At 43.6% G+C, this 22,797-nt stretch carries 28 protein-coding genes; 16 read left to right on the top strand and 12 right to left on the bottom strand.

From position 1 onward, the window contains the following. Position 1 precedes the first annotated feature (1 nt). Together GQR89_RS05855 and GQR89_RS05860 are read left to right on the top strand one after the other, a co-directional pair. Positions 2-508 (top strand): hypothetical protein, encoded by a 507-nt coding sequence (locus tag GQR89_RS05855; protein ID WP_158769196.1) that lies wholly within the window; start codon positions 2-4, stop codon positions 506-508. Then, complete coding sequence (locus GQR89_RS05860; RefSeq protein ID WP_158769197.1) at positions 495-1,664, top strand: hypothetical protein; 1,170 nt, start codon at positions 495-497, stop codon at positions 1,662-1,664. The genes GQR89_RS05855 and GQR89_RS05860 overlap by 14 nt, the downstream gene beginning before the upstream one ends. Before the next feature lie 59 nt (positions 1,665-1,723). Here the strand turns inward: GQR89_RS05860 and GQR89_RS05865 are convergent, their stop codons facing one another. After that, entirely contained in the window at positions 1,724-2,500 is a 777-nt protein-coding gene (locus tag GQR89_RS05865; RefSeq protein ID WP_233269092.1) for a FlgO family outer membrane protein, read from the bottom strand. A gap of 9 nt (positions 2,501-2,509) precedes the next feature. Beyond that, positions 2,510-3,106, bottom strand: coding sequence for a FlgO family outer membrane protein (locus GQR89_RS05870; RefSeq protein WP_233269093.1), 597 nt, complete (start codon positions 3,104-3,106; stop codon positions 2,510-2,512). Between the two features lie 170 nt (positions 3,107-3,276). Between GQR89_RS05870 and nrdR the strand changes: the two genes are divergently transcribed. The 9 genes from nrdR to GQR89_RS05915 all read left to right on the top strand — a co-directional run bounded on the left by nrdR (position 3,277) and on the right by GQR89_RS05915 (position 10,042). Continuing rightward, positions 3,277-3,726 carry a transcriptional regulator NrdR gene (gene nrdR, locus GQR89_RS05875; RefSeq protein ID WP_158769198.1) on the top strand — a complete coding sequence of 150 codons (450 nt, stop codon included), beginning with the start codon at positions 3,277-3,279 and terminating at the stop codon, positions 3,724-3,726. A 51-nt stretch (positions 3,727-3,777) separates the two neighbouring features. Continuing rightward, positions 3,778-4,896 carry a bifunctional diaminohydroxyphosphoribosylaminopyrimidine deaminase/5-amino-6-(5-phosphoribosylamino)uracil reductase RibD gene (gene ribD, locus GQR89_RS05880; RefSeq protein ID WP_158769199.1) on the top strand — a complete coding sequence of 373 codons (1,119 nt, stop codon included), beginning with the start codon at positions 3,778-3,780 and terminating at the stop codon, positions 4,894-4,896. Between the two features lie 90 nt (positions 4,897-4,986). Further along, a complete protein-coding gene (locus GQR89_RS05885) occupies positions 4,987-5,652 on the top strand; it encodes a riboflavin synthase (protein WP_158769200.1) in 666 nt (221 codons plus the stop codon). Positions 5,653-5,750: 98 nt separating this feature from the next. Next, entirely contained in the window at positions 5,751-6,848 is a 1,098-nt protein-coding gene (ribBA, locus tag GQR89_RS05890) for a bifunctional 3,4-dihydroxy-2-butanone-4-phosphate synthase/GTP cyclohydrolase II (protein WP_158769201.1), read from the top strand. A gap of 163 nt (positions 6,849-7,011) precedes the next feature. Continuing rightward, complete coding sequence (ribE, locus tag GQR89_RS05895; RefSeq protein WP_007107243.1) at positions 7,012-7,488, top strand: 6,7-dimethyl-8-ribityllumazine synthase; 477 nt, start codon at positions 7,012-7,014, stop codon at positions 7,486-7,488. After that, positions 7,489-7,911, top strand: a complete 423-nt coding sequence (gene nusB / locus GQR89_RS05900) for a transcription antitermination factor NusB (RefSeq protein ID WP_158769202.1) — start codon at positions 7,489-7,491, stop codon at positions 7,909-7,911. 73 nt (positions 7,912-7,984) lie between these two features. Further along, a complete protein-coding gene (gene thiL, locus GQR89_RS05905) occupies positions 7,985-8,983 on the top strand; it encodes a thiamine-phosphate kinase (protein ID WP_158769203.1) in 999 nt (332 codons plus the stop codon). Further along, positions 8,983-9,471 carry a phosphatidylglycerophosphatase A gene (locus GQR89_RS05910; RefSeq protein WP_158769204.1) on the top strand — a complete coding sequence of 163 codons (489 nt, stop codon included), beginning with the start codon at positions 8,983-8,985 and terminating at the stop codon, positions 9,469-9,471. Before thiL ends, GQR89_RS05910 begins: the two co-directional genes overlap by 1 nt. Positions 9,472-9,598: 127 nt before the next feature. Next, positions 9,599-10,042 carry a YaiI/YqxD family protein gene (locus GQR89_RS05915; RefSeq protein WP_158769205.1) on the top strand — a complete coding sequence of 148 codons (444 nt, stop codon included), beginning with the start codon at positions 9,599-9,601 and terminating at the stop codon, positions 10,040-10,042. A gap of 39 nt (positions 10,043-10,081) precedes the next feature. Here the strand turns inward: GQR89_RS05915 and dxs are convergent, their stop codons facing one another. From dxs to xseB, 3 genes are read right to left on the bottom strand one after another with little or no spacing between them, the layout of a single operon-like run. Then, entirely contained in the window at positions 10,082-11,944 is a 1,863-nt protein-coding gene (gene dxs, locus GQR89_RS05920) for a 1-deoxy-D-xylulose-5-phosphate synthase (protein WP_158769206.1), read from the bottom strand. A 48-nt stretch (positions 11,945-11,992) separates the two neighbouring features. Beyond that, positions 11,993-12,883: a (2E,6E)-farnesyl diphosphate synthase gene (ispA, locus tag GQR89_RS05925; protein ID WP_158769207.1), complete on the bottom strand. Its 891-nt coding sequence runs from the start codon at positions 12,881-12,883 to the stop codon at positions 11,993-11,995. Continuing rightward, on the bottom strand, positions 12,883-13,134 hold the full coding sequence (gene xseB / locus GQR89_RS05930; RefSeq protein ID WP_158769208.1) for an exodeoxyribonuclease VII small subunit: 252 nt from the start codon (positions 13,132-13,134) through the stop codon (positions 12,883-12,885). Before xseB ends, ispA begins: the two co-directional genes overlap by 1 nt. A gap of 330 nt (positions 13,135-13,464) precedes the next feature. Between xseB and pomA the strand changes: the two genes are divergently transcribed. Further along, a complete protein-coding gene (gene pomA, locus GQR89_RS05935; RefSeq protein ID WP_158769209.1) occupies positions 13,465-14,229 on the top strand; it encodes a flagellar motor protein PomA in 765 nt (254 codons plus the stop codon). Positions 14,230-14,232: 3 nt separating this feature from the next. Further along, positions 14,233-15,150, top strand: coding sequence for a flagellar motor protein MotB (locus GQR89_RS05940; RefSeq protein ID WP_158769210.1), 918 nt, complete (start codon positions 14,233-14,235; stop codon positions 15,148-15,150). A gap of 82 nt (positions 15,151-15,232) precedes the next feature. On the opposite strand, the gene GQR89_RS05945 is transcribed toward GQR89_RS05940, so the two are convergent. The 7 genes from GQR89_RS05945 to GQR89_RS05975 are packed head-to-tail and all read right to left on the bottom strand — an operon-like array spanning position 15,233 to position 20,711. After that, positions 15,233-15,784, bottom strand: coding sequence for a DUF3833 domain-containing protein (locus tag GQR89_RS05945; RefSeq protein WP_158769211.1), 552 nt, complete (start codon positions 15,782-15,784; stop codon positions 15,233-15,235). Positions 15,785-15,793: 9 nt separating this feature from the next. Then, a complete protein-coding gene (locus tag GQR89_RS05950) occupies positions 15,794-16,303 on the bottom strand; it encodes a chalcone isomerase family protein (protein WP_199271378.1) in 510 nt (169 codons plus the stop codon). A 1-nt stretch (position 16,304) separates the two neighbouring features. Beyond that, entirely contained in the window at positions 16,305-17,558 is a 1,254-nt protein-coding gene (locus GQR89_RS05955) for a cyclopropane-fatty-acyl-phospholipid synthase family protein (protein WP_158769212.1), read from the bottom strand. A gap of 1 nt (position 17,559) precedes the next feature. After that, positions 17,560-18,288: a DUF1365 domain-containing protein gene (locus tag GQR89_RS05960; protein ID WP_158769213.1), complete on the bottom strand. Its 729-nt coding sequence runs from the start codon at positions 18,286-18,288 to the stop codon at positions 17,560-17,562. Continuing rightward, on the bottom strand, positions 18,288-19,559 hold the full coding sequence (locus tag GQR89_RS05965) for an NAD(P)/FAD-dependent oxidoreductase (RefSeq protein ID WP_158769214.1): 1,272 nt from the start codon (positions 19,557-19,559) through the stop codon (positions 18,288-18,290). The genes GQR89_RS05960 and GQR89_RS05965 overlap by 1 nt, the downstream gene beginning before the upstream one ends. A gap of 1 nt (position 19,560) precedes the next feature. Further along, entirely contained in the window at positions 19,561-20,292 is a 732-nt protein-coding gene (locus tag GQR89_RS05970; RefSeq protein WP_158769215.1) for an SDR family NAD(P)-dependent oxidoreductase, read from the bottom strand. After that, a complete protein-coding gene (locus GQR89_RS05975) occupies positions 20,289-20,711 on the bottom strand; it encodes a nuclear transport factor 2 family protein (protein WP_158769216.1) in 423 nt (140 codons plus the stop codon). The genes GQR89_RS05970 and GQR89_RS05975 overlap by 4 nt, the downstream gene beginning before the upstream one ends. Before the next feature lie 170 nt (positions 20,712-20,881). On the opposite strand from GQR89_RS05975, the gene GQR89_RS05980 reads away from it, so the two are divergent. Genes GQR89_RS05980 through GQR89_RS05990 form a run of 3 tightly spaced genes read left to right on the top strand, consistent with a single transcriptional unit; the run spans position 20,882 to position 22,782 of the window. Continuing rightward, a complete protein-coding gene (locus GQR89_RS05980) occupies positions 20,882-21,448 on the top strand; it encodes an LON peptidase substrate-binding domain-containing protein (protein ID WP_158769217.1) in 567 nt (188 codons plus the stop codon). A 55-nt stretch (positions 21,449-21,503) separates the two neighbouring features. Further along, entirely contained in the window at positions 21,504-22,118 is a 615-nt protein-coding gene (locus GQR89_RS05985) for a sigma-70 family RNA polymerase sigma factor (protein ID WP_158769218.1), read from the top strand. After that, positions 22,111-22,782: a ChrR family anti-sigma-E factor gene (locus tag GQR89_RS05990; RefSeq protein ID WP_158769219.1), complete on the top strand. Its 672-nt coding sequence runs from the start codon at positions 22,111-22,113 to the stop codon at positions 22,780-22,782. Before GQR89_RS05985 ends, GQR89_RS05990 begins: the two co-directional genes overlap by 8 nt. The last annotated feature ends 15 nt before the right edge of the window (positions 22,783-22,797 follow it).

Raw genomic sequence — 22,797 nt, forward strand, 5'->3', positions numbered from 1 at the left:
GATGATTCGATATGTTAAAGGTGTTTTTCTGAGCGCATTATTGATCGTTACGTTTAGTCTTCATGCTGAAGATTTACCTTACCTTAATACGGTGCAGCAGTTAGAGTTTGGTGAGTTAATGGGATTTACTGGCTCATGTAGCTTAGATTATGACTCGAAAATTTTAACGGACAATGGTGGGAGCCTTTGTCCGTTTTCTGGTGTCAGATATGGAGAGCCAGGGAAATATCTTATTGTGGCGAATTTCAATGCTGATGTAGAAGTTCAAATTACTAGTCATACTGCTAATGGTGACGGCATTTTGTATACGCCGAGTGGCATTTTCCGGGTTCATGGTGAACCCGACATCCCAATTATTGCAGATCAAAAACAAACCATTTCGAGCGGTACTACCGGCGTAATAACGATATTGCTGGGCGGAACCTTGACGTTAACCGCCAATAAGGCTTTTGATACCACGTTTACCGTCACGACTGAGCAAGGTATTATTTTTAATGAGGTTGATTAGTCTTGCTGTAGTGGTATCGATTCTATTACTGAGCGCTTGCCAGTCCAATTTGCAGAAGGCAGGTAGAAGCCATGCTTTAACCTTCAGCAAGTGGCAAGAGTTAAGTCGGTATGCAGGTAAAAGCTATTTGTCTAGTCAGGTGCCTATTCGTATCGTGGGTGAGTTAACCATTGAGCAAGAAGACCAAAGAAGGCGATTTGTGTTAACTAACATTCGCTTAGCTAAGCAGGAAACTCCCTACCAGATAAACTTGTTGCACCCGCAATTCGAAGAAAAATATATATGCACACCACAGTGTTTACAACTTACTGAGTACCTGCTGGAAAATACAGAAAGTAACACCTTACTAACCCGGTACTTTAAACAGCAAGAGTTTGAATTGTTTAAATTTTACGGTGAGGTTTTTTCACTAGATAAAGAAATACAACAAGTAAAAGCAATAGATGAACGATATTTTCAACACTACATCGATTGGTTGATTTTTCAGCGCACAGAATCGGGTGATATACAGTCTTTCATAACATATCTTAAAAGTGCTTTTTCTGAGCAGGCTTACGTGTCGTTTATTTCAGATCCTCAAAAGCTATATTCACATCTAATGCATTCCGTTGAGGTTAGTGAAGAGAGCAGTGCTCTTATTGAAAACGGTGAGTGGCTAAATACGCCAGCGGTAGAAACTGAATTTTGGAGCGATGCCCAAATGAAAGAGCAGGATAATTGGAGCGATGCCCAAGTGAAAGAGCAGGATAATTGGAGCGATGCCCAAGTGAAAGAGCAGGATAATTGGAGCGATGAACCAACTAACGAAAGTGACACTTGGCGGAGTGCGGAGACCAGCGTAGCCTCGTTAAAACCAGAGCCTCGTTTTGATAATCAAGCAGAACAAGATTGGCAAGCTGCGAAGAATTTGAATATTGAACTAGGTGATTTGGTCTGCAGTACCAGCAGCGATGAATTTGGCAGTGTTCAAGAAATACGCGGTAAAACTATAGTGGTTGAGGTTGTTGGTAACACGTTGAGTTTAAAAGACGGGGTTAGTGTCGCTTCAAGCCATACCGATGTATTTAATGATAATGTTGTTAAGCGCTATGTCCCTGTCGAAAGTAAAGTTAAGCGCTTTGACAGGGAGCAGGTGTCGATATGTTACTTGGAGTAGCTATTGCGCATTAACTAATGGTTTAGCACTACGCTAAATAAAACGTTTAAAGGCTTTCATCAGCCCTGAACAATGGTCTTTTTAGCCGTGACCTTATCCGCCTCGACTTCTTGCATGCTTTTTTCATTCGTTATCATGGCACTGACTACATTGTTAGGAATAAAGCTTTGCGCTGAGCCGACCACGGCTTTTGAATCAATACCAACCATTCTGGCGTTGATTAAATAGCCATCGTTGTATTTGACCAAGGTGCCGCCAACCACGTAACGAATAGGTGAGTCGCCGTTTAATTCTTCGTAGTCCTTACTAAAGATGAAATCCCCATCGGGCGTCACACGAACATAATCTGTGGTTTTAAAATCAATCACAGGAATACCTAATTTGTGCACTTCGTGCATAATGCTTTCTGCCATCTGGGTGCCAATTAAATTCGTTTTGGTGTAATCGCTGTCTAGCATCACAAAACTTGTTACCGCGACAGGCGTGGTGTTGTTCACGTATTGCAGGTTGCCTGCTAAGTCTTGTATTAACCCACGTACATAATAGTTGATGTCTTTGGCGCTGCCATGAGGCTTTTTCGCCATTTCTAGCAATTTATGCTTAACGGCTGCGGGTTGGTTTGTGAGCAGCCTTTGCTGTACTTCGCCATTAAATTCTGCACTGGTGCTGATGGCCGATGATGAAAGTTGCTCTGCTTGTGTTTCAGATATTACCAATTGCTCGCTGTGAGGCTCTTCGTTAGCGTTGCTATCATCTGAGAACGGCATAATCGCCGACATTGAGGAGCAACCACCAAGGAAGCCAGTGCAAATTGCAACTAATAATAAAGGTTTCATGGTTTGCTCCTAATATGCATTTCGGTAGAGGCCGTTATTTTTTAACATGATTTTTTCTTGTTCCCACATAGCGTTGCTTGGGAAGACTTCGGTCGCTGCGGCAATGACTTTTTGACTACTTGCCTCGATTAAACGGGCATTAATGGCGATGTTTTTTTGTTGTAAAGAATAGGTGCCTGTTAAATAGTAATCGGTCTGTACGTTTGCGTTTATTTCGTTTATTTGCCGAGACAACATAAGATCTTGGTTATGTTGAATTTTAATAGCCGTTGCTGTTTTGAATTCAACTACGTTAAGCCCTGCTTGGGTGGCGAGGGTGACAAAACTTTCTTGAATTTGTTGGCCTAACTCGTTTGTCGAAGGCACATTTTTGCCATCCATGCTTTCGGTTGGCAAAAATGTGCCTACTGCCACAGACTTTTCCATATAGATCGGCTTGGCGGTGAAAAATAGCTGTTTAGCCAGTAACGCAACATAGTGATGCGTGCTGTACTGGGCGCTATTTACTTGAGTTGGTGTATCTGCGCTATCGTCAAATGAGGGAATGGCGCAGGCTGATAGTAATAAAACGCCTCCCCCAATTATGATTAACCTAGACTTTTTCACCTGATATCGCCTTTAAATTGACACTATTTATCGCTTTGGTAAATAACATAGCGATTTTTGTGCCACTTAAATGAATTAGCTGAATAAAGTGTGTGCCCTCTAAAGTGGCTTTTTAATTGTTGGGTCGGCATACTATGGGCTTCCTTTTACTTGGTTGAAGAATAATTGTTATGTTTTGTCCCTTCTGTTCTGTCCAAGAAACCAAGGTGATCGACTCTCGCTTAGTCGCCGACGGGCATCAAGTGCGTCGACGTCGTGAATGTACTATGTGTAAAGAGCGTTTTACGACCTTTGAAATGGCTGAGTTGGTGATGCCTCGTGTGGTCAAGCGTGATGGTTCGCGTGAACCGTTCAACGAAGACAAGCTGCGGGCTGGCCTTCAACGTGCCCTTGAAAAACGTCCGGTTAGCACCGAGCAAGTGGAGCAATGCATTAGTCGACTTAAGTCATCTATGCGTGCCACGGGCGAGCGTGAAATTACCAGCGAGTATCTCGGTAACTTGATTATGGACGCACTGAAAGAGTTAGATAAAGTCGCTTACGTGCGCTTTGCCTCTGTGTATCGTTCATTTGAAGATATCCGCGAGTTTGGCGAAGAAATAGCGCGATTAGGTGACTAACTCGTTACGTGAGTATTCACTTTTAGTGAATTGAATTTAAAAGGTTTTAGCGTGAATCAGTTCTCTGCCCATGACGCAAAAATGATGGCTTTGGCCATACGCTTGGCTGAAAAAGGCCAATATACGACGTCTCCAAATCCTAATGTGGGTTGTGTTATCACCCGTCCTGAAGGTGACATTATTGGCCAAGGTTGGCATAAAAAAGCCGGTACCCCGCATGCTGAAATTCATGCGCTTGCCCAAGCGGGCGACAAGGCACAAGGTGCTACAGCGTATGTTACGTTAGAGCCTTGTAATCATCACGGCCGCACAGGTCCATGTTCCCAAGCATTATTAAAAGCCGGCATTAAACGTGTTATTGCGGCCATGGTCGACCCGAATCCATTGGTGGCAGGCAGTGGCCTTAAAACGTTATGCGACGCTGGTGTTGATGTTAGCAGTGGTTTGCTTGAAAGCGCTGCCAAGGCGCTTAACCGGGGCTTTATTAAGCGCATGCAAACAGGGCAACCCTACATTACCGTTAAATTGGCATCCAGCCTGGACGGAAAAACCGCCCTTAATAATGGCCTAAGCCAATGGATAACGGGTCCGTTGGCGCGCCAAGACGTGCAGCGACATCGCGCTAAGAGCTGCGCTATTCTTTCAGGCTCGGGCACAGTGTTAGCGGATAATCCTTCGTTAAATGTACGTCATAGCGAGTTGGGTTATGCCAGCAAGGACATTTCAGCAGACGAACTTCGCCAGCCCACCCGCATTTTGCTGGACGGGCGCAATCAACTGCACCCTGATTTACATTTATTTAGCTTATCGTCTCCCATTGTGATTATAAATAGCCAGCCAAATAGCGGTGTATTTCCTGCTCATGTGGAGCAATATCAGGCGCTATCAAATGGGGCTCAGCTCGACTTACATAATGTGATGCAACACCTTGGCCAGCTTGGTTTCAACCATGTTTGGGTAGAGGCCGGTGCCAAGCTCGCAGGGGCGTTATTGCAGAATAAATTAATCGATGAATTGATTTTGTATCAAGCGCCCAAATTATTAGGGGATAAAGGCCGTGATTTATTTGCGGTGGACGAATTAACCCAAATGCAGCAAGCTTTTGCATTAGAATGGCAAGATGTTCGTCAAGTGGGGCCTGATCTAAAGCTGACGGCGTACTTCAAATAATTTTGCACCCGTATCGATGAGACCGCGTTTAGCGCGAATGCTCGGTATGTTTACGTTAAGTAGCACATTTAAGAAAAGTGAAAAGACAATATGTTTACCGGAATAATAGAAGATGTTGGGCACATTGAATCCTTAACGCCAACCGGCGATGATATTCGCCTCAGTATTCGGGTGAATAAACTGGATATGTCTGATGTGGCGTTAGGCGACAGTATTGCCAACAACGGTGTTTGTTTAACGGTGGTAGATATGAGCCCCAGTGGGTTTAGTGCGGATGTATCGCATGAGACCATTAAGCGCAGCGGCTTTGCCAGCTATAAAGCCGGCAGTAAAGTCAATTTGGAAAAAGCCATGTTACCGACATCTCGTTTTGGCGGGCATATCGTCAGCGGTCACGTTGATGGGGTGGGCGAAGTACAATCTATCAACCCTGTTGGTCGTTACGTCGAAATTTGGGTTCAAGCGCCTACTGAGTTAGCTCGTTATTTAGCAGAGAAAGGCTCAATAACCGTTGATGGTGTGAGCTTGACCGTTAACGCTGTAGAGGGCGCTAAATTCTTGATCACGCTTATTCCTCACAGTCTGCAAGAAACCATTATTGGTGGTTACAAAAAAGGCACCAAAATCAATTTAGAAGTGGACGTGGTTGCGCGTTACCTTGAGCGCTTGATGCTCGGTGACAAAGCCGCTGAATCAGGTCAACAAAAATCAGATATCAGCATGGCGTTTTTAGCCGAGAATGGCTATTTGCGTTAACAAACACGCTGAAGGACAAGTAGTGTGTTTGTAGCACACAATTACATACGCAGTTAACTGCTTAACCCTAAGAATCAACAAGAAAGAATCACAATATTATGTCAATGAACACAACAGCAGAAATTATTGAAGACATTCGTCTTGGAAAAATGGTTATTTTGATGGATGACGAAGACCGTGAAAACGAAGGCGATTTAATTATGGCTGCCGAGCACGTAACCCCCCAGGACATCAATTTTATGGTGACCCATGCGCGAGGTTTGGTGTGTTTACCTATGACCGCCGAACGCTGTCAGCGTTTAAATTTACCGTTGATGGTCGACAACAACGGTGCGCAGTTTTCGACTAACTTTACCGTGTCAATCGAGGCGCGAGAAGGTGTTACTACAGGCATTTCAGCTGCGGATCGTGCGCGTACTATTTTGGCTGCCGTTGCTCCTGAAGCAACCGCAAATGATATTGTACAGCCAGGTCATATATTCCCGTTAATTGCTAAAGAAGGCGGTGTATTAAACCGAGCTGGTCACACTGAAGCGGGGGTTGATTTACCACGTTTAGCGGGTCTAGAGCCTGCATCAGTTATCGTTGAAATTCTAAACGAAGATGGCACCATGGCCCGGGGCCCCGAACTAAAAGAGTTCGCGAAAAAGCATAATCTCAAAATTGGCACCATTGCCGATTTAATTGAATACCGTAACTTGAACGAAACCACCATCGAGCAGGTAGCAAAGTGTAAGCTACCCACTGAGTACGGTGAATTTGATTTAGTGACCTATAAAGATTCGATCGACAATCTAGTGCACTTTGCTTTGTGCAAAGGTGAAATTAAACCTAATGAGCCCACCTTGGTTCGAGTGCATTTGCACAATACCTTAAGTGATTTGCTAGGATCACAACGTGCCATAGAGCGCAGCATGGACTTACCTCAAGCACTGAAGCGTATCGCTGACGAAGGTGGTGTGTTGGTGTTGCTGGGCAAAGACGAAGATTTGTTGACCCAAGTCATGCAATTTCAAGCGGAAGATAACGGTGAAAAACCCGTAGGGGAAGCGTGGAGTGGTACTTCTCGTACTGTTGGGGTAGGGAGTCAGATTTTGGCCAGCCTTGGAGTGAAAGAAATGCGCTTACTGAGTCGACCTAAGAAATATCATGCCCTATCTGGTTACGGCTTAGAAGTGGTTGAATACGTCGATTAATTTCTTTTGGGTTAATCATTTACTAAACAACGTCTGACTATCAGGCGTTGTTTGTTTTTATCACCATAAATGTGCATTTTATAATCACTGCATTAAGCTGTTTGGGATCAAATTGCTATGTGCTATTATACGCGCCATTTTTTATAGTTAAGGCTCATTAAGCATGAATGTCATTGAAGGTAATATTCGCGCAACAGGCAAAAAATTTGCGATAGTTGTGTCTCGTTTCAACAGTTTTGTAGTTGAAAGTTTGGTTGATGGTGCACTAGATACTTTAGAGCGTCACGGTGAGGTCAACGACCAAGATATCACTTTGGTGCGTGTTCCTGGTGCTTATGAGTTACCTATTGCCGCTAAAAAATTAGCTGAGAAAGGCACTTTTGATGCCATTATCGCGTTAGGCGCGGTTATCCGTGGCGGTACACCGCATTTTGAATTTGTAGCTGGTGAGTGTAATAAAGGCTTGGCTCAGGTTTCTTTAGAGTATGGTATTCCTGTTTCTTTTGGTGTGATTACAACCGACAGTATTGAGCAAGCAATTGAGCGTTCTGGCACAAAAGCTGGTAACAAAGGCGCTGAAGCTGCACTAGGTGCACTGGAAATGGTTAACGTAATGGCCAATATCGAAGGGGCAAAGTAGGTGAAACCAGCAGCTCGTCGTAAAGCAAGAGAACTTGCGGTTCAAGCCGTATACTCTTGGCAGATGTCTAAAAATCCACTCGACCAAATAGAGCTGAGTATCGTTACTAGCAATAATATGCAAGACGTCGATACTGAGTATTTTCTAGAGTTGTTGCGTGCAGTCGTGCGTAAAACGGCTGAGTTAGATGCTAAAATTAAGCCTTTCTTAGGGCGTTTGCCTGAAGAACTTGATCCCGTCGAAAAAGCAATTTTAAGACTGGCGACTTACGAACTGGCAGAGCGTATTGATGTTCCATACAAGGTCGTTATCAATGAAGCCATTGAACTGGCTAAATCGTTTGGTGCAGAAGAAAGCCATAAGTTCGTCAATGGCGTACTAGACAAAGCAATCAAGACCCTTCGTAAACACGAGTTGTCATAAAAGAGCGTTATATTTAAAGGGGTTGCGCAATTGTATGCGCCCCTTTAAATCTGAGAGTTTTTAAAATAATAATGTGAAAGAATTTTCGTTAATCGATACCTATTTTCGTGATGTTAGTTTTCAGCGCAAGGATGTGTTGTTAGGCATCGGCGATGATTGTGCCATTACCCAGATACCCGCCGGACAAGCATTAGCTACCACAACTGATACCCTTGTAAGTGGTGTGCATTTTTTGCCTGACGCATCTCCTAGAGCCATTGCGCAAAAAGCGATTTCAGTCAATCTAAGCGATTTAGCCGCCATGGGCGCTGAGCCAGCTTGGCTGAGTTTGTCTTTGTCTATTCCTAATGTAGATGAGCAGTGGCTGAAAGCATTTTCTGATGGCTTTAAAGAGTTAACTGAATTTTACTCAGTGCAACTAATTGGCGGCGACACCGTACAAGGCCCACTGGCCATTACGATCACCGCACAAGGTTTTGTTACCGCTGACCAAGCCTTAAAACGCTCCGGCGCTCAGCCTGGGGATTTTGTGTATGTCACAGGCTCTATCGGTGATGCAGGATTAGGTCTAGATATTCTGCTAAATAAAACTGAGGTTGAAAATCCCCAGCACCGTGAATATTTACTTAACCGTTTACACTACCCAACGGCTAGAGTATTTGCAGGAACGAGCTTACGGCGCGTAGCAAGCGCCTGCATTGATATATCCGATGGCTTACTGGCTGACATTAAACATATTCTAAAGGCGTCCCAGTGTGGTGCGTGTTTGCAACTGGACAAACTTCCTTTATCTAGCGCCATGCTAGAATCGGTAGATAGAGACAGTGCATTTCATTATGCATTAAGTTCAGGTGATGACTATGAACTGCTCTTTACCGTCAGCGAAGAACAGAAGAACAATGTTGATCGCGTGTTAGCATGTAGCAATGTAACGGCGACTTGCATCGGTCAAATTAATGGCGCCGTGGGCAAAGTCGATTTGAAAATTGATGACGAAAGTTACGTCTATAATCAAACCGGTTTCGAGCATTTTAGTGCGTCAGAACCGAGTATTAACGCCAAGCGAGCATAATGGACAGGCATATTCGTAAACGCGTATCGTTAGCTAACCCAGTGCACTTTTTAGCATTGGGTTTTGGTAGCGGTTTAGCGCCCAAAGCACCCGGTACATTTGGCACAATTGCGGCCATTCCATTAGTGTGCCTTTTAGCATATAGCACCTCACTTAGCGGATATTTACTGGTTACGCTTGTTGCCTCGATTGTGGGCATTTGGTTATGCGGTAAAACGGCGAAAGACATGATGGTGCATGATGATTCATCCATCGTGTGGGACGAAATTGCCGGTTTGCTTATCACCATGATTGCTGTGCCGTTAAGCTGGCAAACCTTATTGTTAGGCTTCGTGCTATTTCGGCTATTTGATATCCTTAAACCTTGGCCAATTAGCTATCTGGATGCGCGAGTGCATGGCGGATTCGGCATTATGATTGACGATGTATTAGCAGGCTTTTTTGCGCTAATTCTGATGCATCTCACACTTTATTGCGGCTGGTTGTAGTCGGTTTACATTGCGTGCGGCTGTATTGCGTATAGCTTGTCACAATGGAAATAAAGCACTGACAAATTCTTTATTTCACACTGCAGCGCTACTACTAACAATATCTACATTTCGATAAAGGAACACCATGAAAATTTGGGTTGATGCGGACGCTTGTCCGGTACTTGTGAAACAAATTTTATTTAAGGCCGCTCAGCGTACACAGATTGAAATGACCCTAGTGGCCAATCAACATATTCCCGTGCCACCGGATAAGAACATCACCAGTATTCAAGTACAAAGTGGTTTTGACGTGGCAGATGATTATATTGTTGAGCAATGTGTGGCTAATGACTTGGTCATTACGGCGGACATACCCCTTGCGGCAGAAGTGATAGCTAAAGGTGCTTTAGCGCTAAATCCACGGGGCGAGCTATATACCAAAGAGAGTATTGGTAGCATATTGAATATTCGTGATTTTATGGACACCATGCGTAGCAGTGGCGTACAAACCGGTGGACCAGGTGCTTACGGCAGTAAAGAAAAACAAGCGTTCGCCAATAACCTAGACAGGTTACTGGCGCAACGTTAGATACAATTTTTTGAGGTTGACACTTGATGCGCGTGCACCCTAACTAAAAAACGCCTGAGCCTTGGCGATAATACCCGCGTCATCTAAGCCTAATTCAGCATACATTTCAGTTTGTGTACTTTGCATAATAAACTCATCAGGTAAGCCTATTTGCAATAGTCGACAGGTATACTTTGTGCTTAGCAAATACTCAGCCACAGCACCGCCAGCGCCGCCCATAATGGCGCCATCTTCAAGGGTCATAATAAGCTCATGTTCTTTTGCAGCCTGACTAACTGCAGCGGTGTCTAATGGTTTCACAAAGCGCATATCGATAACGGTGGCATTTAATACCTCAGCGGCTTTTTCCGCGTAAGGTAGCAATGCACCAAAATTCAAGATTGCTATTTTTTGCCCTTGGCGAATAGATCTACTTTTGCCTATCTCTAAGGCGTGCATATCGACGTCTGGTTTTACCCCAGTGCCTGAGCCTCGAGGGTATCTAACGGCTGCGGGTTTATTCAATTTATGACCAGTGTAGAGCATTTGACGACATTCATTTTCGTCAGCGGGGGCCATGATCACCATATTAGGTATGCAACGTAAAAATGGAATATCAAATGCGCCTTGGTGTGTTGGGCCATCAGCACCGACTAAACCCGCTCGGTCTATTGCGAACAATACCGGTAAATTCTGTAACGCCACATCATGGATAAGTTGGTCATAAGCACGTTGTAAAAAAGTTGAATAAATGGCCACAACGGCATTTTGACCTTCTTTGGCAAGGCCGGCTGCAAACGTTACCGCGTGTTGTTCGGCGATGGCCACATCAAAATATTGCTTAGGGTATTTTTGTGAAAACTCTACCATGCCAGAACCTTCACGCATGGCTGGGGTGACTGCCATTAGATTAGGATCTTGCTGCGCCATGTCACACAACCAACGACCGAATATGTTTGAATAGGTCGGGTCGCTTGGTGCCGCTTTTGGCAAACCGTCAGCTGATGGATTAAATTTAGGCACAGCATGAAATTTAATAGGATCTTTTTCGGCCAGTTCGTAGCCTTTGCCTTTTTTGGTCACTACGTGCAGAATTTGAGCGCCTTTGATATTGCGCATATTTTTCAGGGTTTCAACCACACCGTTTACATCATGGCCGTCAATTGGCCCAATATAGTTAAAGCCTAATTCTTCAAAGATAGTGCCAGGCACAACCATGCCCTTAATATGCTCTTCCGCTCGGCTAGCGAATTCTTTAATCGGTGGAACGGTGCTGAGCAGCTTTTTACCGCCATCACGAATAGAGTTAAAGAAGTTACCCGTAAGTAAACGAGCCAAATGGCTGTTTAATGCGCCTACGTTCTCTGAAATCGACATTTCGTTATCATTTAAGATAACCAGCATGTCTTTGTCTATGTCACCGCCGTGATTAAGTGCTTCGAACGCCATTCCGGCTGTCATTGCGCCATCACCGATTACCGCTACTACTTTTCGGCCTAAGGCTTCTTTTTCAGCGGCAACGGCCATGCCTACAGCTGCACTGATAGACGTTGATGAGTGACCGACAGCAAAGGTGTCGTATTCACTTTCATTTGGCCACGGGAAGGGGTGTAGGCCGTTTTTCTGACGTATCGTAGGCATACGGTCACGACGCCCCGTTAAAATCTTGTGAGGATAAGCCTGATGGCCCACATCCCATATCAAACGGTCAAATGGCGTGTTGTAAACGTAATGCAAAGCCACAGTCAATTCGACTGTGCCTAACCCGGACGCAAAGTGACCACTACTTTGGCTTACGCTGGTAAGTAAATATTGACGTAATTCTTTTGAAACTTGCTTTAGTTTGTCTTGCGGTAACTCGCGCAATTGCTTGGGGGTGTCCGCCAAAGCCAGAAGAGGGTAGTGGGCTAAATCCAGGGTCATTAGGTTCGTTTCTACTATTATTATCTGATGATGATGTATCGTTCGTAATTAGTAATTACGATGAATGACGAAATCGGTAAAAGATCTCAACACCTGTGTATTGTAGGGCAAAGCTAGCAAAGCTTGAAGTGCTTCTTGGTGAAGTTCACTTAGATATCGCTGAGCTCCTGCTATACCAAGCAACGCAGGGTAGGTGCTTTTATTCTGTTCTTGGTCTGAACCTTGGGGCTTGCCTAAGGTTTCTGAATCACCAATAACATCTAAAATGTCGTCTTGTACTTGAAATGCTAAACCTATCGTTTGCGCATATTGACACAGCAGTGCTTTACTCTCGTCTGTTATTTCTGCGCTTAGGGAACAAGCCATTTCAACGGCTGCTAAAATTAATGCGCCGGTTTTTTTGCTATGTAGCAATTCTAACTGTGACTGACTAATACGTTTATTCGTTGAATCTAGATCAATCGCTTGACCACCGCACATCCCTGAATAGCCAGATGCACGGCTGAGTATTTTAACTAACTCAATACGTTGTTGATTAGCAAATTCTGACAAGGGATAGTTGGCAATAATTTCAAAGGCCAGCGTTTGCAAGGCATCGCCCGCCAATATGGCATTGGCTTCGTCAAACTGAATATGACAGGTTGGATGACCGCGACGCAAATCGTCGTCGTCCATTGCTGGCAAGTCATCGTGCACTAACGAATAGGCATGAATACATTCAAGTGCAAGCGCGGGCGCATCTAAATCTGTTTCTTGAATGCCCAATGCTTCGCCAACGGCATACACTAAAAACGGACGCATACGTTTACCGCCCATTAGCAGTGCATATTGCATGGCATTTTTTAATGTGGGGGCGTGATCCCCAAAAGCTGATATTTGCGCTTGCAGTAAGGCGTCTACGTGTTGGTGAACGCACTTTTGTTGAGTCTCAAAAGTCATTAGTCTTGGGTATTGGAGGGATCGAAGTCGACCAGCACAGATTGCTCATCTTGACCCATTAATATTTGAACTTTCTGTTCAGCTTGTTTTAGTTTGCTTTGACTGTGGCGGGCCAATTGAATGCCTCGCTCAAAACGCCCTAAGGCATCTTCTAAACTTAGCTCACCTTCTTCCATTTGATTGACTATGCTATCGAGCTCTTGCATCGATTCTTCAAAGCTCAGGTTTTCGGTTTTTTTACGACTGGTCATAGGGTTCGCTTCTATTTTGTATTGCTCTTTTACGAGTTGAGCGCACCTTACCTGAGGGGTAAATAGTGGTCAAACCTTTTTCATACCTCAGAGCGTGAACAGTTAAAGATATTTCTCGTATGATGAGATACTTATCTCAACATGATAGTGAGATTTCAGGCTACACTACAAAGGATTTGGACCTAAGGACTATAGATTATTTCAACTTAGTCGATAAAATGATTAACCAAGTCAATAAGCTAAATATATATCCTGTTAATTAAAAGCAGGCGTTTTATAGCTGGGCCATTTTTTATTTCACGTAACACACTTTTTTGATGGGAGTACAATGTGGATTTAGCAACCCTTATCGGCATGATCGGCGCGTTTGGTTTCGTGATCATGGCCATGGTGCTAGGCGGTGATTTGGGGATGTTTTTTAACGTGCCCTCTATTTTAATCGTCGTGTGCGGTAGTTTATTTGTGGTGTTGTCTCAATTTACCTTAGGGCAGTTTTTTGGTGCGGGTAAAATTGCCGGCAAAGCCTTTATGTTCAAAATAGAATCACCTGAATCTCAAATTGAAAAAATTGTTGAAATGGCCGACGCAGCACGCAAAGGCGGTTTCTTAGCGTTAGAAGAAGCACAAATTGAAAATGAATTTATGCAAAAAGGTGTCGACATGCTGGTTGATGGGCATGACGTCGATGTTGTGCGGGCTACATTAGGCAAAGATATTTCGATGACCACAGAGCGCCATGAATTTGGTGCCACCATATTTAAAGGGTTAGGTGACGTAGCGCCTGCAATGGGAATGATTGGTACATTGATTGGTTTGGTTGCTATGTTATCAAACATGGACGATCCCAAATCAATCGGGCCGGCAATGGCCGTTGCGCTTTTAACCACTCTTTACGGAGCCGTATTAGCGAACGTTGTATGTTTACCTATTGCGGAGAAACTGGGTAATCGTGCGGTGGAAGAAAAACTCAACCAAAGTCTTATTTTAGACGGCATTATTGGCATAGCTGATGGGCAAAACCCTAGGGTTATCGAAGGAATATTAAAAAATTATTTAGCCGCCAGTAAACGCGGCAGCGCGACGGAAGACGCATAAGTCATGGAAGACGAATGCCCAAAATGTCCCCCCGAGGGCCTACCCGCATGGATGGGGACATTTGCAGATTTAATGTCTTTGTTGATGTGTTTCTTCGTTTTGCTGCTGTCATTTTCAGAAATGGATGTATTAAAATTTAAGCAAATCGCTGGTTCGATGAAGTTTGCTTTTGGTGTGCAAAATAAAATTGAGGTTAAAGATATTCCTAAAGGCACAAGTGTTATTGCCATGGAGTTTAGACCCGGACGTCCAGACCCGACGCCGATTGAAACAATACAGCAGCAAACTATTGAAATGACTCAGCAAATGCTAGAGTTTCAGGCGGGTAATGAAGACTCGGCTGGAGGACGTCAAAAGCAACGCGGTGAACAAAAAGGCGGTGCCGCCCAGCAAACTGCTAGCGAGGAAGCAAGCGCGAAAAGTAAAGCAAGCCAAGAGGAAGCCAACGAGAAGTTGAAGAAGGTTGCTCAGCAGCTGGAAAAAGAAATTCTCGACGGTGCAATTGAAATGGAATCATTAGGGCAACAACTTATTATCCGTATTCGTGAAAATGGTTCGTTCTCCGCTGGTTCAGCATTTTTACAACCTCAATTTAGACCTATCTTACGTAAAATAGGTACCATACTCGCTGATATGCCAGGTGATATTGAAATATCAGGTCACAGCGACAGTATGGTGATTTCCAACGAGTTGTATCGTTCTAATTGGGACTTGTCGGCGCAACGAGCAGTCGCCGTAGCAGAAGAGTTACGCAAAGCGCCGGGTTTTAATGAAAGCCGTATGTCGGTTGTAGGTAAAGCCGATACCGCACCCTTACTCGGGGAAGATAATGCACAAGCTCGTAGCAGTAACAGACGTGTTGAGATTGCCATTAAGCAGGGTAAAGCGAAAGTGTCAGAGCCTATATCAGTATTAGAATAATTAGATTATTCAAGCTCCGAAATTAAGGCGACCCGCAGGTCGCTTTTTTTGGCCCTGCATCAGGCTGAGCGCCAAGAGCAGACTACGAACCACATGAGGGAATATCTGCGCTCTTATCAAAAAAGATAGAAAATTCAGCAACGGTCACACCAAATTTTTTCATATATGAACGATTCATCATGCGGTTATTATCTAGTGCGTACATCCAGTCATCAATTGCAAAGTCATATTCGGTGCCATCAATGGGTACGGTTAAGGTGTACTTCCAATTAAAGGCGCTACCTTGTGATGTGCCACTCGCTTGACCGACTACGTCCGAAGCACTGCCAGTCACTGCGCCATTTTCGTCTACAGTGACATTCCATATACGAGTTTGACGGGTACCGTCGTTAAAATAAAATGATTCATCAAGTTGGCCATTATTGCCTTGCCACGTTGCTGTTATATCGACGCAGAATCGGCGGGTAAGTTTGCCTGAATAGTCTTGAACTATCCCCCAAGCTGTTAACTGACCATCGAAATAGTCTTTCAGTGAAAAGGTCGGCGTGGTATCCCGATATTCATCGATAGCGGTAGTACAAGCGCTTAACAATACTAAGCTAGCGGATAAAGAGATGGCTTTTAAGGTGTGCATGATTGTGTCCTATTTTGCCTGACCAATTAATTGCTTACGCAGTTTTGGATAGCTCCCGTTGGGGTCTAACCAAATGCGTAAAAAGCTCGTTGAAAAGTTTTTATCGGCGATGCTACCGATCCGTTTCTGGTTTACATAGAACGCACCACGGTGGTCTTCACCGATTAAAAACAAAAACTCGTCTTTCTCCTTAATATCGGGCCAGATACTTGCGAGTTGCGTCAACCACGGCTGATAAACGTCACGGGAGACACCAAGCTTGTTCCATTCATCGGTGGTGGAGGCTAGAAGATCGTCTGCGTCTATATCTCGCAAATAGGTGATTTGTAATGCCAGGGGTCTTTGATTTTCAGTGTAAGTGCCGTCAGCGCTATATAACGTAGAGTGATATACATCCCAGAAAAACACCGATAACTTGGCGCTTCCTACTGGCTGCATCTCGCTTATAAGTGACGAACTTTGCCCTACCGATGAGAACAAGGCTAACAACAATACGATACAGTGTATGCTTGGCTTCATGTTAGCGGCTTAAGGGGGCGCAATAAGCAGGTTTACTTAGCACCAGTTGCACGGTGCTAATAGTGCGCTCTAAAAAACCACCTTCGCAGTAGCTAAGATAGTAGCGCCACATATTACTGAAGCGTTCGTCGTAACCATCTTGCGCCAGTACATCAATGTTACTGTTAAATGCTTGATGCCAATGTTGTAGGGTTTTTGCGTAGTCTAATCCAATATCATGAAGATCGCGGATCATCATATCGGTGTGTTTTTTTAAGTGCTCATTAATCAACAACTGAGACGGTAGAAAACCGCCAGGAAATATATGCTTTTGAATAAAATCAACACTTTTAGCGTAACTGTTCAGGCGTTGATCACTGATAGTAATTGATTGGAGCAACATTACCCCGTCTTTCTTTAAAAGATTAGAGCACTTCTGAAAAAAGGTAGGCAAGTATTCTTTACCTACCGCTTCAATCATTTCAATAGAAACCAACTTGTCGTATTGGCCTTCTAACAACCGATAATCTTTTTTCAAAAGGGTAATTTGTTGTTGTAAATTTTCACGCTCAACCCACTGTTGAGCAAACGCATATTGCTCTTCAGAAATCGTTGTTGTGGTCACTTTACAGCCATAATTTTTAGCCGCATAAACTGCTAGACCTCCCCAGCCGGTGCCTATTTCCAACAAGTGATCGCTTGCTGTGAGTTGTAACTTGTCACATATAGTTTTCAGTTTATGTTGCTGTGCCTCACCGAGGTTGGCGTCTTTGTGCGGGTAGATTGCCGATGAATACATCATGCTGTCATCTAAAAATCGGGTATATAACTTGTTGCCCAAATCGTAATGATCAGCAATATTCTTCTTTGCTTGGCTAGTGGAGTTACGCCGTGCAAAATGGCCAATTTTACGAATCGGCAGCGCTAACCATTCCATTTTACCTTCCCAGCGGTCAAGCATCGGCAAGTTACGGGCGAAGATTCGAATTACATTGGTTAGGTTTGGTGTAATCCACATTCCTTCGCTGTAGGTTTCGCCTGAGGCAACACTGCCACCAAATAGCAAGCGGCGGTATGCGCGTAAGTCTAGAAAGTTAATTTCGGCATGTAAGTCAGAGCCTTTCTCGCCGAATACATCGACTAAGACGCCATTTTCTTTTATGACCATTTCGCCTTCAGGCAAACTAGCAAAAATTTTTAACATGATTTGACGACTGATCTTGTCTTGCCAAGAAAGTGAGTCAACCTCTTGGAGGGTCTGTTCGCTGTTAACCATACTACTTCTTACCTTGTGTTGCGTGTGCGTAAAAAGGCACGCGTTTTAAAAATAGTTTTATCGCCTGCCAATAAATACCAATCACGGTCTTGATGGCCATACTAGGGATTGATATTAATACGCGAAATACTGACGTAGAGTTCAGTTCGATGCGCGTTAAATTCAAACCAGTATCTAAATGAGTGATCTCTTTAACACATTTGAGTGTTAAGTTAAGTTTTTTGCTTGGTTGCATGACGGCCCATTTATACTGCATATCCAAGGGATTAAATGGTGAAACATGAAACGCTTTTTGCGAATCGTGTTGATCATCTAAGTCGACCAAATAGTGATGCCGTTCATTCCACGGGGTATTACTGACTTCAGCTAGCATATGGCTGTAAAGACCGTCTGGTTGACGTAAGTAATAGAAATTGACGGGGCTAAAATACAAACCAAACGTGCGTACTTGCCCAAGTAGGTATACGTCACCAGCAAGTTGCTTTCCTGCTAATTCGCTCATCCGTTTGAGGACACTTTTTTCGAGTGATTCCGTTTTATCGCCTAGGTAATCTTGGCGTTTGTAACGCAAGGGGGCCCAATGTGAGGATGAGAAAAAACGCACGTTTTTTTCAATTTCACTCAACTCGTCAAGTTTTAGCCACATAAGAAAAATATCGTAGTTAAACGAATTTTTCTTAGGATAGTGGCGAGCGTGAAACACCCGACCTTTATATATAGCACTTTGCATTACAACGTTTCGCCAAAATGTTGGCATACATCTAATGCGCTGCGTACACCATCTTCATGAAAGCCGTTGTACCAATATGCACCACAAAAATGCAGTCCGTCTACAGCTGAAATTTCATGTCGGCGAGACTGAGCATTGATAGCGGCTTCATTAAATTGTGGATGGGCGTATTGGTAGGTGCCTAATATCGCGTTTTCAGCGATACCGCTGCGATTATTGAGGGTCACGCAAAAAGTGGTATCTGATTTAAGGCACTGCAAAATATTCATATTGTAAGTCAGTATAGCGGGGGAATGATGGGCTTCGTGCTCATTAGGAATAGAATAGTTCCAACTGGCCCAGGCGAGCTTACGTTTAGGCAAAACGCTGCTGTCGGTGTGTAAAATAACGTCATTGGGAATGTATTTTATTTGGCCAAGTATGTTAGCTACAAGCTCCCGCTGGGGAATTTCAGCATTATCAAGCATGCTAAGAGCCTGATCACTATGGCAGGCAAAAATAATCTCATCGAACTGTTCACTGCCCTCATGCCAATTCACTTGATACCCAGTATCTATTTTCGTTACGCCCGTAACTGGCGTACTTAATCGAATTTTATTGGAAAAACCTCTCGTTAAGGGCGCAATGTACTCTCTTGAGCCGCCAATAAGGGTATACCATTGAGGACGATCGGTGACGTTAAGTAAGCCGTGATTATTAAAGAATCGTAAGAAAAATATAAAAGGGAATGCTTTTATGTCTTCGACACTGGTAGACCAAATTGCCGCGCACATCGGTAGTATATAATTATAAATAAAGGCATCGCTGAAATGATGCTCACTTAGAAAGCCAAATAAGGTTTGTTGAGTGTTTATGTTGGCTAAATCTTGTGCTTTACATAGCTTATTGAAACGCAAAATATCTTTTACGATACGCCAAAACAAAGGGCGAAAGATATTGCGCCGTTGAGCAAATAAACTGTTAAGTGTATTACCGTTGTATTCAAGATTTAGGGCCGCATTTTTGACGCTGAAACTCATTTCACTGGACTGACTTTTTACCTTTAGCGCGTCCATTAACTTTATAAAGTTAGGGTAGGTCCAATCGTTGTAAACGATAAAACCAGTATCTATTGCATATTCGCGACCATTAACAATCACATCTTTTGTGGCAGTGTGCCCGCCGATATAATCGTTGGCTTCGAAAATCGTAATGTCGTGTTTTTTATGCAGCAAGTAGCCACATGTCAATCCTGAAATTCCGCTGCCAATAATGGCAATTCGCTTAGACATCTTAGTCCGCTTCCTGTTTATTATTTTTCATTTTCTTACTTAGCGCGACTTTGATCGAGCTTGGTAGTCGTGATAACACACGAAGTATTACGCCAAACATTATCGGGAAATAAATATTTTTCGAGCGCTTCTCGATGCCTCTGAGCAAACTAGCGACTGCTTCATCAACGGAAATTCGCATAGGCATATCGAAATCGTTTTTATTGGTGAGTGGCGTTTCTACAAAACCCGGTGAAACACTCTGCACGATTATGCCTTTGGCAGCTAAATCGACCTCCATTGTTTTGGTCAGGTAATGTAAAGCGGCTTTACTGGCGCCATATGCTTGGCTCTGCGTAAAGGGCAGTAACCGAGCCATGCTGTCGACGATGACGAGTTGATTGCCTGCCATTAAATTGGGTAATAAGGCATTAACACAATTTATGACACCAAAGAAGTTGGCTTCAAATACGCGTTTAAACATATCTGGCTCAAAGGTATCTACATCAACGTATTCGCAAACGCCAGCGTTGAGAACATAGATGTCAGCTCGCACGTTACGCAAAGCATCAATAGTTTGCTGTTGGTCGGTCACATCAAAATTAAGCGTTGTTAGCTGATGGCTTGACTCGAGCTCAGTGAGCTTTTCACTATTGCGACCACATGCAATAACGTTATAGTGCCTATCGGCAGCAAGCTTTACCAATCCTTCGCCGATACCTGATGTTGCACCAGTGACTAATATTTGTTTCATGACGCTAATCGCCCTTTAAGATATCTAATGACCGAACCAAGAACTGGTATATGTTCGTAACACATGCTGCCCAAATCGTAGTAATCGCGCTGGTAACTAATTTTATTCTCTGTAATCGCTAACTGGCTAATGCCTTGCACACTGATGTTTTCGCCTGCTTTTAGCTTAGGGTGGCTAAAATGCATTACCCACGTTATTACCGCGCGGGAATCAAATTTATCTATTTGTTGTATGTCGAACGAACATTCACTGACATTTTCAAGTAATTGAGCAAAATAATGTCGTACATCCACTAAGCCTTTGTGCTCTTTCACTGGGTCGACAAATATAATGTCTTCGCTATAAAGATCGGCGAGCTCCGTTAAAGACTGACTATCTAGTTTTTTATAAAATTTTACGAAACGTTCTACGGCATCCATTGGTTAACACTCGTTATATTGTCGGGATTATTATAAAGTCGCTATCATTATTAACGCGTAAATTGATTTTAAGATCATCATTGGATGATTTTCAATTGCCACAGATCTAAATCGTTATCATCACGTACCAATCGATATCTATCACCTGAGTATTACTGTTGAATGTGAATATGTTTACGTTACCTTTATTCCCTTTATCTGCCCATGTGTTACCCCAAGGGCGTATGGCACTGCGCATTTTTGAACCGCGTTATATTCGAATGGTGAAGGAAGCCTGTGCGGCGCAGTCTGGCTTCGGCATTTGTATGTTGAATGCGAAAGGCAATAAGTCCCTAAATGAGCACATTTATCATGTTGGGACTCACGTTAAAGTTATTGATTTTGATATGTTAAACGATGGTTTACTGGGGATAACGGTAGAGGGGGATCGGTGTTTTTCCATTCAACAAATTGAAACAGAAAAAGACGGTTTGCGAATAGGACAATGTTCATGGCTTCCTACTTGGCAGGCAGATCCCGGCACTGATATTTCCTTAGTGAAGCAGCGATTGATCGACATATTTGATAAGTACCCTGAAATCCAAGATATGTATCCTGCACCTCATTTTGAAGATCCTATTTGGGTGATTTATCGATGGCTAGAACTTCTGCCAGTGTCAGCCGAACAAAAACAGCAATTTATTCAGCAAAGGGACTATGTCAAAACGGTCGATTTTTTGACACAATTGGTCAAATGATCTTTTTCACAGATAAGCCTGTATAAACTGTAATCGTTAATACAGGTGAAAAGTGATGCTTGTCGGAATCCCTTTGGAAACAAAATATTCAAATGCAGTTGTACCGAAAGAGTGTGCTGATGAAATGTCAGCTTATCTCGAATTAGTAGGGCAACTGCGCTGTAAACGCTCTTTTGCGGAGGTATTTAATTATTTTGCCCCGCGACTTCGCTCATATGCACTCAAGCAAATGGGTAACGAAGCCCTTGCTATGGAGTTGGTGCAAGATACGATGTCGAATGTGTGGCAAAAATCTCACCTGTTTAATTCCGAGAAAGGTGCTCCGTCGACATGGATTTTTACCATTGCCCGTAACATTCGTTTCGACATGCTCCGTAAACAACGCAATCGCAAAGAAGACATTTGCGCAGATGATTTATGGCCCGTTCTTTGTGAACAAACCGCAGACGTTAATGAAGTCCCCCTCGATGAACAAGTTACGTTGCAAGAACTCGGCAAGTTGTTTACGGCACTTCCGGACAAACAGCGTGCTGTTATTGAGGCTATCTATGTCGAAGGTAAATCTCAACAGGAAGTGGCGGACGAATTGTCCATTCCCCTCGGCACTGTCAAATCGCGAACACGCCTTGCTCTGCAGCGTTTAAAAGAGATGTTAAAAGATAATGATTAATTTCCATCCTGAATTGGCACATCTTCATGCTTTCGCTGAAGGGACGTGTCCAGTTAATTTAGCGCTAATAATTTCAGCTCATGTTGATATGTGCCCCCGTTGTCAGGCATTAACAATGCAGGCGCAGGAAGATATAGGTGCACAAGAACTATCACGAGCTATTCAATCTCCTGATGTTGATAAAGGCCTCAACGAGATGATGTTACAGATTATGCAAACTACGGATTTTGAGCCAACAAAAACTCCGCCAGTCAATTATCCTCTTGAACTCGATGGTCGGCAATTTACTCTGCCCAGAGCGCTCGCTAGATATACTCAGAAAACCGGTAACTGGTCTCGACTAGTGGGTAAATTATGGCAGGCACCAGTGGATTTAGGTCAGGACGGGCAAGCTAATTTCATTTATATGGAAAAAGGCGGTCGTGTTCCTGAGCATACCCACAAAGGTTCCGAGTTCACCCTTGTTATTGATGGGCAGTTTAGTGATGGCTTAGCCGACTACGATTGTGGTGATTTTACCATTATGGATAGCAGTAACAAACACATGCCTTTCTCTGAGGCCGATGAGGGGTGTTTAGTTTTTACCATGGTAGATAAGCCGCTACATTTCACTTCGGGCTTAGCGAGACTTTTAAACCCATTCAGCCAGTTGTTTTTTAAATAACGTATCACGTAAATT

This window comes from Paraglaciecola sp. L1A13 (genome assembly GCF_009796745.1).
In the GTDB taxonomy this organism is placed as follows: domain Bacteria; phylum Pseudomonadota; class Gammaproteobacteria; order Enterobacterales; family Alteromonadaceae; genus Paraglaciecola.

What these genes read in the sequence shown, in the direction of transcription:
- GQR89_RS05990 (WP_158769219.1), top strand. Translation starts at nt 22,111, where the DNA reads ATGATTAATTTCCATCCTGAATTGGCACATCTTCATGCTTTCGCTGAA.
- GQR89_RS05980 (WP_158769217.1), top strand. Translation starts at nt 20,882, where the DNA reads ATGTTTACGTTACCTTTATTCCCTTTATCTGCCCATGTGTTACCCCAA.
- dxs (WP_158769206.1), bottom strand. Translation starts at nt 11,944, where the DNA reads ATGACCCTGGATTTAGCCCACTACCCTCTTCTGGCTTTGGCGGACACC.
- ispA (WP_158769207.1), bottom strand. Translation starts at nt 12,883, where the DNA reads ATGACTTTTGAGACTCAACAAAAGTGCGTTCACCAACACGTAGACGCC.
- GQR89_RS05985 (WP_158769218.1), top strand. Translation starts at nt 21,504, where the DNA reads ATGCTTGTCGGAATCCCTTTGGAAACAAAATATTCAAATGCAGTTGTA.
- ribE (WP_007107243.1), top strand. Translation starts at nt 7,012, where the DNA reads ATGAATGTCATTGAAGGTAATATTCGCGCAACAGGCAAAAAATTTGCG.
- GQR89_RS05955 (WP_158769212.1), bottom strand. Translation starts at nt 17,558, where the DNA reads ATGGTTAACAGCGAACAGACCCTCCAAGAGGTTGACTCACTTTCTTGG.
- GQR89_RS05960 (WP_158769213.1), bottom strand. Translation starts at nt 18,288, where the DNA reads ATGCAAAGTGCTATATATAAAGGTCGGGTGTTTCACGCTCGCCACTAT.
- GQR89_RS05885 (WP_158769200.1), top strand. Translation starts at nt 4,987, where the DNA reads ATGTTTACCGGAATAATAGAAGATGTTGGGCACATTGAATCCTTAACG.
- GQR89_RS05945 (WP_158769211.1), bottom strand. Translation starts at nt 15,784, where the DNA reads ATGCACACCTTAAAAGCCATCTCTTTATCCGCTAGCTTAGTATTGTTA.
- GQR89_RS05860 (WP_158769197.1), top strand. Translation starts at nt 495, where the DNA reads ATGAGGTTGATTAGTCTTGCTGTAGTGGTATCGATTCTATTACTGAGC.
- xseB (WP_158769208.1), bottom strand. Translation starts at nt 13,134, where the DNA reads ATGACCAGTCGTAAAAAAACCGAAAACCTGAGCTTTGAAGAATCGATG.
- GQR89_RS05855 (WP_158769196.1), top strand. Translation starts at nt 2, where the DNA reads ATGATTCGATATGTTAAAGGTGTTTTTCTGAGCGCATTATTGATCGTT.
- GQR89_RS05910 (WP_158769204.1), top strand. Translation starts at nt 8,983, where the DNA reads ATGGACAGGCATATTCGTAAACGCGTATCGTTAGCTAACCCAGTGCAC.
- GQR89_RS05865 (WP_233269092.1), bottom strand. Translation starts at nt 2,500, where the DNA reads ATGAAACCTTTATTATTAGTTGCAATTTGCACTGGCTTCCTTGGTGGT.
- GQR89_RS05975 (WP_158769216.1), bottom strand. Translation starts at nt 20,711, where the DNA reads ATGGATGCCGTAGAACGTTTCGTAAAATTTTATAAAAAACTAGATAGT.
- nrdR (WP_158769198.1), top strand. Translation starts at nt 3,277, where the DNA reads ATGTTTTGTCCCTTCTGTTCTGTCCAAGAAACCAAGGTGATCGACTCT.
- ribBA (WP_158769201.1), top strand. Translation starts at nt 5,751, where the DNA reads ATGTCAATGAACACAACAGCAGAAATTATTGAAGACATTCGTCTTGGA.
- GQR89_RS05915 (WP_158769205.1), top strand. Translation starts at nt 9,599, where the DNA reads ATGAAAATTTGGGTTGATGCGGACGCTTGTCCGGTACTTGTGAAACAA.
- GQR89_RS05970 (WP_158769215.1), bottom strand. Translation starts at nt 20,292, where the DNA reads ATGAAACAAATATTAGTCACTGGTGCAACATCAGGTATCGGCGAAGGA.
- GQR89_RS05950 (WP_199271378.1), bottom strand. Translation starts at nt 16,303, where the DNA reads ATGAAGCCAAGCATACACTGTATCGTATTGTTGTTAGCCTTGTTCTCA.
- GQR89_RS05965 (WP_158769214.1), bottom strand. Translation starts at nt 19,559, where the DNA reads ATGTCTAAGCGAATTGCCATTATTGGCAGCGGAATTTCAGGATTGACA.
- GQR89_RS05940 (WP_158769210.1), top strand. Translation starts at nt 14,233, where the DNA reads ATGGAAGACGAATGCCCAAAATGTCCCCCCGAGGGCCTACCCGCATGG.